Source organism: Vibrio marinisediminis, assembly GCF_014050145.1.
Classification (GTDB): domain Bacteria; phylum Pseudomonadota; class Gammaproteobacteria; order Enterobacterales; family Vibrionaceae; genus Vibrio; species Vibrio marinisediminis.
This window is the reverse complement of record NZ_JACFYF010000314.1, coordinates 1-251: the sequence shown is the minus strand read 5'-3', so window position 1 is coordinate 251 and position 251 is coordinate 1. Positions and strand designations below refer to the sequence as shown.

Below are 251 nucleotides of genomic sequence, written 5' to 3'. Positions count from 1 at the left end.
CTTCACTTTTACTAAAAAACCTAAAGAAAGCTGTTTCCATTCCATAGGTAAGAAGCACATTGAAAAAAGCTGCGTAAACGTAAAAAGTAGTATTATCGGAATAGCTTACAGTTCCTAGAGTTTTGGTATGAAGAGGAACTAAAATAAAGTTCATAAGTCTAGGTAACACAGTTGCTAGACCATAAATGATGGTGTCTTTAAAGAACTTTTTTAATGCACTCAAGAAGTTTGTTTTTTAATTCTGCTAAATA

1 protein-coding gene is annotated in these 251 nt (G+C 31.5%); it reads right to left on the bottom strand.

Going from position 1 to position 251, the window contains the following annotated elements; genetic code table 11:
- The coding region (locus H2O73_RS24215) for a hypothetical protein (protein WP_220457777.1) at nt 1–223 on the bottom strand (223 nt) is incomplete at its 3' end.
- Between the last annotated feature and the right edge of the window lie 28 nt (nt 224–251).